This is a genomic window from Nonomuraea sp. NPDC050783 (assembly GCF_040802095.1).
Classification (GTDB): domain Bacteria; phylum Actinomycetota; class Actinomycetes; order Streptosporangiales; family Streptosporangiaceae; genus Nonomuraea.
Genome location: NZ_JBFAHK010000046.1, coordinates 22,118 through 30,224, shown reverse-complemented (window position 1 = coordinate 30,224; position 8,107 = coordinate 22,118). Strand labels below are relative to the sequence as shown.

At 69.2% G+C, this 8,107-nt stretch carries 10 protein-coding genes; 8 read left to right on the top strand and 2 right to left on the bottom strand.

Annotation, left to right across the window (positions count from 1 at the left end):
• Window positions 1-135: 135 nt before the first annotated feature.
• The gene (locus AB0H75_RS49205; RefSeq protein ID WP_367808824.1) at window positions 136-807 is read right to left on the bottom strand and encodes an HAD family hydrolase; all 672 of its coding nucleotides are present in this window, start codon (window positions 805-807) and stop codon (window positions 136-138) included.
• On the bottom strand, window positions 804-1,646 hold the full coding sequence (locus AB0H75_RS49200; RefSeq protein ID WP_367808826.1) for a GntR family transcriptional regulator: 843 nt from the start codon (window positions 1,644-1,646) through the stop codon (window positions 804-806). Before AB0H75_RS49200 ends, AB0H75_RS49205 begins: the two co-directional genes overlap by 4 nt.
• 137 nt (window positions 1,647-1,783) lie before the next feature.
• On the opposite strand from AB0H75_RS49200, the gene AB0H75_RS49195 reads away from it, so the two are divergent.
• The 8 genes from AB0H75_RS49195 to AB0H75_RS49160 all read left to right on the top strand — a co-directional run bounded on the left by AB0H75_RS49195 (window position 1,784) and on the right by AB0H75_RS49160 (window position 8,087).
• On the top strand, window positions 1,784-2,113 hold the full coding sequence (locus AB0H75_RS49195; protein WP_367808822.1) for a hypothetical protein: 330 nt from the start codon (window positions 1,784-1,786) through the stop codon (window positions 2,111-2,113).
• Between the two features lie 96 nt (window positions 2,114-2,209).
• Window positions 2,210-3,580: an FtsK/SpoIIIE domain-containing protein gene (locus AB0H75_RS49190; RefSeq protein WP_367808820.1), complete on the top strand. Its 1,371-nt coding sequence runs from the start codon at window positions 2,210-2,212 to the stop codon at window positions 3,578-3,580.
• An 84-nt stretch (window positions 3,581-3,664) separates the two neighbouring features.
• Window positions 3,665-4,363, top strand: coding sequence for a DUF2637 domain-containing protein (locus AB0H75_RS49185; protein ID WP_367808818.1), 699 nt, complete (start codon window positions 3,665-3,667; stop codon window positions 4,361-4,363).
• Complete coding sequence (locus tag AB0H75_RS49180) at window positions 4,360-4,776, top strand: hypothetical protein (RefSeq protein ID WP_367808816.1); 417 nt, start codon at window positions 4,360-4,362, stop codon at window positions 4,774-4,776. Before AB0H75_RS49185 ends, AB0H75_RS49180 begins: the two co-directional genes overlap by 4 nt.
• Window positions 4,773-4,913 (top strand): hypothetical protein, encoded by a 141-nt coding sequence (locus AB0H75_RS49175; protein WP_367808814.1) that lies wholly within the window; start codon window positions 4,773-4,775, stop codon window positions 4,911-4,913. Before AB0H75_RS49180 ends, AB0H75_RS49175 begins: the two co-directional genes overlap by 4 nt.
• A 480-nt stretch (window positions 4,914-5,393) precedes the next feature.
• Entirely contained in the window at window positions 5,394-6,758 is a 1,365-nt protein-coding gene (locus AB0H75_RS49170) for a replication initiator (protein WP_367808812.1), read from the top strand.
• The gene (locus AB0H75_RS49165; RefSeq protein WP_091086446.1) at window positions 6,748-6,933 is read left to right on the top strand and encodes a helix-turn-helix domain-containing protein; all 186 of its coding nucleotides are present in this window, start codon (window positions 6,748-6,750) and stop codon (window positions 6,931-6,933) included. Before AB0H75_RS49170 ends, AB0H75_RS49165 begins: the two co-directional genes overlap by 11 nt.
• Complete coding sequence (locus tag AB0H75_RS49160) at window positions 6,930-8,087, top strand: tyrosine-type recombinase/integrase (RefSeq protein ID WP_367808810.1); 1,158 nt, start codon at window positions 6,930-6,932, stop codon at window positions 8,085-8,087. The genes AB0H75_RS49165 and AB0H75_RS49160 overlap by 4 nt, the downstream gene beginning before the upstream one ends.
• Window positions 8,088-8,107 lie beyond the last annotated feature (20 nt).

Genomic DNA, 8,107 nt, shown 5'->3' with positions numbered 1-8,107 from the left:
GTCGCGAAGCCCACGTTGGTCGACTTGCTCGCCGAACCGCCGGCGGTGATGCCGAAGAACGACGCCGCCCAGCGGGCGGCGGCTTGATGACGTGGGGAAGGTATGAATCACGTACCGCCCTGCGTAGCTGCCTGGCTACTGCTGTTCGATCAGCTCAGTCATGCTGTCGGTCACCGCATCGGCCCCGGCCTGGATGAGCCTGCAGACTTTCCCCGGCCCGTTGGCGTAGGCGATGCTGTGGGTTCCGGCGTTGCGCGCGGCGTGCATGTCGAAGTCGGAGTCCCCGATCAGCACGGCCCTGGCTGGCTCGACGCCCAGCGCCTTACACGCCCACAGCACAGACTGCGGGTGCGGCTTCATCTGCTCCGGCATCCCGATCGAGCGTCCGGAAACCGCGGTGACCCATTCCCCCAAGTCGGCCAGAGCAAGGAACGTCTCGATGGCGGGCGCGGAGTTGTTGCTCACGATGGCGACCGGCTTGCTGGCCTCTGCGCACGCTTCGAGGAACTCGCGAACGCCGGGCGTGATCTCGGCGCTGGTTGCCGCCTCGACCTCGTTGCCCATGAGCGCGGTCTCTACCTTGTCGACCAGCTCCGGCGCGATGTCGGCGGTTCGGCGTAGCACCTTGAGCGGGTCGTCCAGCGCCTCGACGTCCTCCGGTAGCTCCGCGCCTTCCTTGACGAGCACCTGCTTGAGCCGAGCCGCGACCACGGGCGCGGGCAGCCCGGCGAAGATGCTGCACACTGGGCCGTCGAAGTCGAGCAGTACGGCATCGGCCTGGCGGACGAGATCGGCAGCGTTGGTCATAGGTCGATCTCGCGGCTGATCGTGGTCCACATGCTGTCGAACCAGCGGCGGGTCTCGGTAACGTACTGCGAAGCCATCGAGGTGGGGTCTTCGGTGATCTCGTAGTGGAAGAGCAGGGCGTCCTTGCCCATGACGTCGTACAGCTCGTGGGGTTCGCCCTTGATGCGGACGGTGTGCTTGACGACGGGGTAGAAGCCGAAGAACACCCGTTCGCGGTTGATCACGTAGAACTTGAACGCGGGCGCGGTCTGGTGGACGCGTACCTGGACGGTGGCGGTCTTGACCAGCCCGAGGTCCGCCAGCTCGTGGACGGCGTCGGCGATGGCCTGGACGCTGCGCTGCTGGATGCGCAGGGCGCGGGAGCGGATCACCGGGTCGTCGCTCAGGTCGTCGGCCCGGCAGGGCAGGGACATGGGGTGTTCCATGTCGGGGACCAGGATGCGGATGGCGATGGACTCGGGGGTGAGCCGCCCGAGGCGGATCTTGTCCAACGGCTCTTGAAGCATCCCGTTGAGGGTCTCGCCGGAGAAGCCGGCGAAGTCGATGGAGACGTTCGGCTCCTCGAAGGCCCGCTCGATGTGGGGGCGCAGCTCGACCGGCCGTTCGGTGCGTTCGCGAACGAACACGCCGCTGCCCTGGCGGGAGACGACCAGGCCCTCGTCACGTAGCAGGCGGATGGCCTGCTGGACGGTCATGCGCGCCACGCCGTACGTCTTCGCCAGGTCGTGGCCTGAGGGGAGCTTCTCGCCCGGCTCGAACTTCTTGGTCAGGATCGCGGCGCGCAAGGCGTTGGCGACCTGCTGGTACGGCGGGCGGGGGTCGTCGGGATCGAGACTCATCACGCAAAACAGCCTAGTTCTCCTAGGTTGCCTAGTCCAGTTACTCGCAGATGCTTGACATGGCTAGCCATGCTGGGCAACATGAATCTCGTCAGAAAGATGCCTAGCCAAGTTAGGCAACCTTCAGAGGAGATCACATGCGTAACATCCCCGTCGACATCACCGGCCTGGCCTTCATCGTCGCAGGTGAGCCCGAGCCGAAGATCGTCGACCGCGCCACCGGCGAGGTCAAGCGCGACGCCGAGGGCCGCGAGCTCTACACCATCCCGCTGCTGCCCAAGCCGAACGACGACCGGCGCAACCCCGTGATCGTGGTGACGTTCCCGAGCGAGACGTTCCCGCAGATCCCCGAGGGCGTGCAGGTCCGCCCGGTCGGCCTGGCGGCCTTCTTCTGGTCCATGAACGGCCGCTCCGGTCTCGGCTTTCGCGCCGAGACCATCGCCCCCGCCGCCGCGAAGGCGGCCTGACCGCTGCACCGGTTCCCAGGGGCGGGCGGATCGCCTGCCGGCCAATCGCCCGCCCCTGAGAGCCGATCTCTCGCGGTATGAAAGGAACGTTCCAAAATGTCCGACTGGCTGATCCCGCTGACCGTGATCATGGCCTCGGCCTGCACGGTCCTGGTGGTGTGGCGCATGCTGCATCCCGTCTCCTTTTGGCTCTGCGTCGGCTACCCGCTCAAGACCGCCCACGTGTACGCCACCTGGGGCAACGTCGCCCTCGGCTGCACCCTGACCCGCAAACGGCGCCGCTGGCGCTACACCTTCGACGGCCTGCCGGTCGTCGGCCACGCCACCATCTCACTCGCACAGCGGCGGAAGGTCCGCCGGGTGCAGATCGACAAGCCGCCCCGGCTCGGCCTCATCCGTCCGCACCGCCTCGGGTTCCTGGTGAACGTGACCCTCATGGACGGCCAGACGCCGGACGACTACACCGCCCGGCTGCCAAACCTCGCCCACGCCTGGCGCGTCCACTCCGTCCGGCTCGTCAGCTCCCGGCCGGGCCGGGTGACACTGCTGGCCACTCGAGGCGACCCACTGTCCGAGATCCGTATCCCGCTGCTGTCGGAAGGGCTGCTCAGGGTGCGGGTCGGGCTGCTGGAGACCGGCGCGCCGTGGCTGATCGACTTCCGTACAGTGCCGCACTGGCTCATCACCGGCGCAACCCAGTCCGGCAAGTCCACCCTGCTCAACGCCCTGATCACCGGCCTATCCGCGCAACCAGTCGCGCTCGTCGGCTTCGACCTCAAAGGCGGCGTGGAACTGACCGCCTATGGGGCGCGCCTGTCGGCCATCGCGACCGAGCGGACCGAATGCGTCGGCCTGCTCAACGACCTGATCTGCCTGGTCAAGACCCGGATGGCCCTGTGCCGGGCGAACAAGGCGCGCAACGTCTGGAAGCTGCCCGAGGACCTGCGGCCGACACTGGTCGTGGTCCTGGTAGACGAGGTGGCCGAACTGTTCCTGATGGCCCACAAGGGCGAGAAGGACGAGATCGCCACCACCGCCACCGCACTCCTCCGGCTCGCCCAGCTCGGCCGGGCGTTCGGGGTTCACCTGGTGGTGTGCGGGCAACGGGTCGGCTCCGACCTCGGCCCCGGCGTCACCGCCCTGCGCTCCCAGCTCTCCGGCCGGATCTGCCACCGGGTCAACGACCCGGAGACCGCCACCATGACCCTCGGCGACACCGACCCGGCCGCCCTCGACGCGGCCCGCCAGATCCCCGCCAGCATGCCCGGCACCGCCATCGTGGTCGGCGATGACGGCCGCTGGTATCGCGCCCGCTCCGTCTACGTCACCGAAGAAGCGGCCGAAGCCGCCGCCACCCAGCACGCCCAGCTCGCGCCCGCCTGGGCCGACCTGCTCACCGGCGCCGACACCGTGACCGTCACGGACGCCGAGCTGGAAGCGCTCGCCCGCGAAGGCGAACCCACCTAACTCCTCACCCACCGGCCCGGCGCGGGCCTCATCGCGCCAGGTCCCTACCCGGCCCCTGCCCGAAACCGAAAGGAGGTGCCTCTCATGGGACGCATCCGCGCCCGCCTACTCGACACCGGCCCCGTCGTCGTCCTGGCGGTCATCGCCGCTGTCGGGTCCTTCACCCACATCAGCGATCTGGCCAACCGGCACGGGCAGCACGGCTGGCAGTCCTGGGCGGTCGCCGTGTGCATCGACCTGATGTGCGTGATGGCCGCCCGCGAACTCCAGCGTGACAAGCGCACCGGCCGCCGCCGCCACGGCCCGCTCTCTTGGCCGGCACTTGTGCTGACCGGCGGCATCGTCCTCACCTTGGCCGCCAACCTGGCCACCGCTCACCCGAGCATGTGGGGCTGGATCACCGCCGCCACACCCGCCGTCGCCTTCCTGGTCGCGGTCTCCATGCTGGAGCGCCGGGCTTCTCACCGCTCCCCGTCTGGCCACGCGGCCGAGCCGGCGGACGACGACACCGACGAACAGCCCGGCCCCGCCGAAGCGGTGACGGCCGTCGAGATGCCGCAGCTCGACCCCGCCCCGCCGACGCCTCCCGGCCCGGCCGAGTCAGCCGCCGTCGAGTCCAGCCCTTCGCCCGCGTTGCTGGCCTACGCCCGCCGCCTGGCCGACGACCACCACACCACCCACCAGCGGCCCATCACCGGCGACCAGCTCGCCACCCGTATGCACGTCTCACCAGACCTGGCCGCCGACCTGCTCACCCATCTCCGAAAGGAACCCGTCGCATGACCAACCAGCCCACCCCCGCTCACCTGATCGAGGCCGCTCGCGCCTGGGCACGCGGCTCCTACGTTCTGGAGGCCGCCGTCGAGCTGCTCATCCAGCACGGCGTGTGGCTGAACCGGCCGGAGTTCCGCCGCTACGCCATCGACTACGTCACCGCCACGTACAACCGCGTCCCGTACGCGGTCATCGACTGGCAGTCCGCCCACGCCGCCCTTGTCCGGGGCCGCATGCCCTGCTCCGGCAGCGAGGCCGCCGTCCTGCGCATCGCCCTGTCGATCGCCGACGGGTTGCCGGTCGAACTCGGCCCCTCCATCACCTACCTGGATGCCACCAACCTCGCCCGTGTCCTGGCCGCCATCGCCCACGCCAGCGGCAACCGCACCGCCTGGATCACGAGAGGAGACACCACGTCATGAACCAGCGCTACTGCCGCCGCTGCCTCGGCTCCGGCACTATCACCGCCTACCGCAGCCAGCCACAACCTGTCGGCCAGACGCTGATCATCGAGGTTTCGGAGACCTGCCCCACCTGCCGAGGAATGGGCACCCGGTGACCACCAGGCGGCCTCCCACCCGATCATGACCCGCTTGCCGTGCCCGTTCTGCGCCTGCTGCGCCCGCTACGGCTGCGACTTCGACAGCGACCCACCCGACTGTGACACCACCACACCCGACGAGCCCTGCCCCTGCACCCGCCAAGGAGGTGAACCCGAATGACCCGGTTCTACGCCTGCGCCACCTGTAACGGCACCGGCCTGTACGACGACGACACCTGCCGCGACTGCTCCGGCACCGGCATCGACCTGGACAACCGCGACTAGCTCCGGCGACGCCACCACGGGACGACTCAAGCCTGGCAGCCCGCCGTCCCCGTGGGGCGTCACCCTCCGCACTCAACGAAGGAACTCCAGTATGCGCGACCGGCCCTGTCCGGAATGCGGCGGATACGGCCCGGTCCGCATCCGCCCGACCCGTACCCACCAACTGTTCGTCATCTACTGCCCGTGCTGCGAAGGCAGCGGAGAGGAGGCTCAGTGACCGAAGCAGACGCCCAGCTCAGCGACCTCATTGGCTCGGCCATCCGGGACCTGGCCCGCCACTCCAACCAGGACGTCACCCGCTGGCTTCACCAAGTCGACCGGCTCCGCGGCTGCACCGACCCGATCCGCCTCACCGGCGAGTCCACCACCCTGAACAGCACCACCAGCGAAGTCCTGCACACCTTCACCACCCGCGACCAACCACACGGCCAACTCCTGATCCGCTGCGGCAACCGCCGCGCCTCCCGCTGCCCGGCCTGCGCCGAGACCTACCGCCAAGACACCTTCCATCTCATCCGCGCGGGCCTGCTCGGCGGGGACAAAGGCGTCCCGGAGATCGTCCGCACCCACCCGCGCGTCCTCGCCACGCTCACCGCCCCGTCCTTCGGCCCCGTTCACCGGGGCCCCGACAAGGACGGCACGACGAACGTCTGCCACCCGCGCCGGACCGGCCCGTCCTGCTTCACCCGCCACCAGAAGGGAGACCCGACCATAGGCCAACCGCTCGACCCCAGCACCTACGACCACACCGGCCACGTCCTGTGGAACGCCCACGCCGCCGTCCTGTGGCACCGCTTCACCATCTACCTCCGTCAGCACCTGGCCGCCGCCACCGGCCTGACCCGCAAGGAGTTCGCCCGCACGGCCCGCCTGTCCTTCGCCAAGGTCGCCGAGTACCAGGCCCGTGGCGTCGTCCACTTCCACGCCGTCATCCGCCTCGACGGCCGCGAGGGCGACACGCTCACCAGCCCGCCCGCCTGGGCCACCCTCGACCTGCTCACCACCACCATCACGTCCGCCGCCAAAGCCGTCCGCCTGCCCGCCCCGGAAACCGGGCAACCGCTCACCTGGGGCACCATCGACGTACGCCCGATCCAAAGCGCCGGCCTCGACGCCAACGCCCTGTCCGAGGCCACCGTCGCGGGCTACATCGCCAAGTACGCCACCAAAGCCGCCGAGACCTCCGGCACCCTGGACCGCCGCGTCACCCGGCAAGACCTCGCCCGTCTGCACACCCACGGCGTCACCAAGCACGCCGCCCGCCTGATCCGCACCGCCTGGGACCTCGGCGGCACCGCCGCCCATCCCGACCTGGCCCCGCTCCGGCTGCGCCAGTGGGCTCACATGCTCGGCTTCCGTGGCCACTTCTCCACCAAGAGCCGCGCCTACTCCACCACCCTGACCGCCCTGCGCCGCGTCCGCGTGGAGTACCGCGAGGCCCAAGAGCTGCAACGCCTGAGACACGACCCGACCAGCACCCTCGTCCTCGCCCACTGGAAGTACGCCGGGCAGGGCTTCACGCCGGGCGAATCCGCCCTGGCCGCCACGATCAGCGAAGGAGGCAAGCATGGCCGATGACGTCCAGCTCTACCGCGTTCCTGACGCCATGCTGAAGCTCCGCATGAGCCGCAGCGTCATCTACGAGCAGTTGCGCTCCGGCCGCCTCCGCTCGGTCAAGCAGGGCCGCTGCCGCTTGATCCCGGAGAGCGCCCTCCGCGAGTACATCGCCCTGTTGCAGCAGGAGGCGTCATGACGAAACGCCGCAGCCGCGGGGACGGCGGCCTGCACTGGGACGAGTCTCGCCAGCGCTGGATCGCCTCGCTCACGGTAGGCTACACCCCGGCCGGGAAGCGCATCGTCAAGAAGGCCAGCGGCAAGACCAAGACCGCCGCCAAGGAGAAGCTCAAGGAGATCATCCGGGACTATGAGGACGGTCTCGCCATCGCACCGTCCGACTACACGGTTGAGCGCGCCATGATCGACTGGCTGACCTACGGACTGACCGGCCGTGATCCCCGTACCGTCGAGTCCTACCGCATCCTGTGCGACAAGCACGTGATCCCGGCGCTCGGCAAGCGGAAGCTGCGTGACCTGAGCGCCGAGGATGTGGACCAGTGGCTGGCCGACAAGGCGCGGACGCTCAGCACCCGGACCTTGCAGATCATCAGGTCATGCCTGAACCGCTCGGTCAAGCGGGCGATGGCCCGCGACAAGGTCAAGCGGAACGTCGTCGAGCTCTGCGCGGTGCCTGCTGGAAAGGCCGGCCGACCGTCCAAGGCCCTGACGTACGCCCAGGCGACCGCGATCCTGACCGCCTCGGAGGGGTCACGGATGCACGCCTACGTGGTGGTCTCGCTGCTCACCGGAGCACGCACGGAGGAACTCCGAGCGCTGACGTGGGACCACGTCGACCTGGAGGGAACACCGGACGCCGCTCCTCCTGTGCCGCCTCACGTCGCGGTGTGGCGGTCCGTCCGAGCGGGAGGAGATACCAAGACCCGGAAGTCCCGGCGCACGCTCGCACTGCCGAGACGCTGCGTCGACGTACTCCGGCTGCACCGGGACGAGCAACGCAGGGAGCAGGGCGACATGTGGCGTCCTGACGGATTGGTCTTCGCCTCGGCTGCCGGAACACCCTTGGACGCCTCCAACGTCCGCCGTGCCTTCCGCAACGTCGTCAGAGACGTTCCGGGACTCGACTCGGCACAGTGGACGCCACGGGAGCTGCGCCACAGCTTCGTCTCGCTGCTCTCGGACAACGGCATCCCGCTGGAGGAGATCTCCCGGCTCGTCGGCCACAGCAGCACAGCCGTCACGGAAGCGGTCTACCGGAAGCAGATCCGGCCCGTGCTCCAGGCCGGTGCTGTGGCCATGGACCGCATCTTCGAGGGCGGCTCGGAGCCTTAGTCACTCACTTAGTCACGCAG

Coding starts and splice junctions, on each gene's coding strand:
- AB0H75_RS49205 (WP_367808824.1), bottom strand. CDS start 807: ATGACCAACGCTGCCGATCTCGTCCGCCAGGCCGATGCCGTACTGCTC.
- AB0H75_RS49200 (WP_367808826.1), bottom strand. CDS start 1,646: ATGAGTCTCGATCCCGACGACCCCCGCCCGCCGTACCAGCAGGTCGCC.
- AB0H75_RS49195 (WP_367808822.1), top strand. CDS start 1,784: ATGCGTAACATCCCCGTCGACATCACCGGCCTGGCCTTCATCGTCGCA.
- AB0H75_RS49190 (WP_367808820.1), top strand. CDS start 2,210: ATGTCCGACTGGCTGATCCCGCTGACCGTGATCATGGCCTCGGCCTGC.
- AB0H75_RS49185 (WP_367808818.1), top strand. CDS start 3,665: ATGGGACGCATCCGCGCCCGCCTACTCGACACCGGCCCCGTCGTCGTC.
- AB0H75_RS49180 (WP_367808816.1), top strand. CDS start 4,360: ATGACCAACCAGCCCACCCCCGCTCACCTGATCGAGGCCGCTCGCGCC.
- AB0H75_RS49175 (WP_367808814.1), top strand. CDS start 4,773: ATGAACCAGCGCTACTGCCGCCGCTGCCTCGGCTCCGGCACTATCACC.
- AB0H75_RS49165 (WP_091086446.1), top strand. CDS start 6,748: ATGGCCGATGACGTCCAGCTCTACCGCGTTCCTGACGCCATGCTGAAG.
- AB0H75_RS49160 (WP_367808810.1), top strand. CDS start 6,930: ATGACGAAACGCCGCAGCCGCGGGGACGGCGGCCTGCACTGGGACGAG.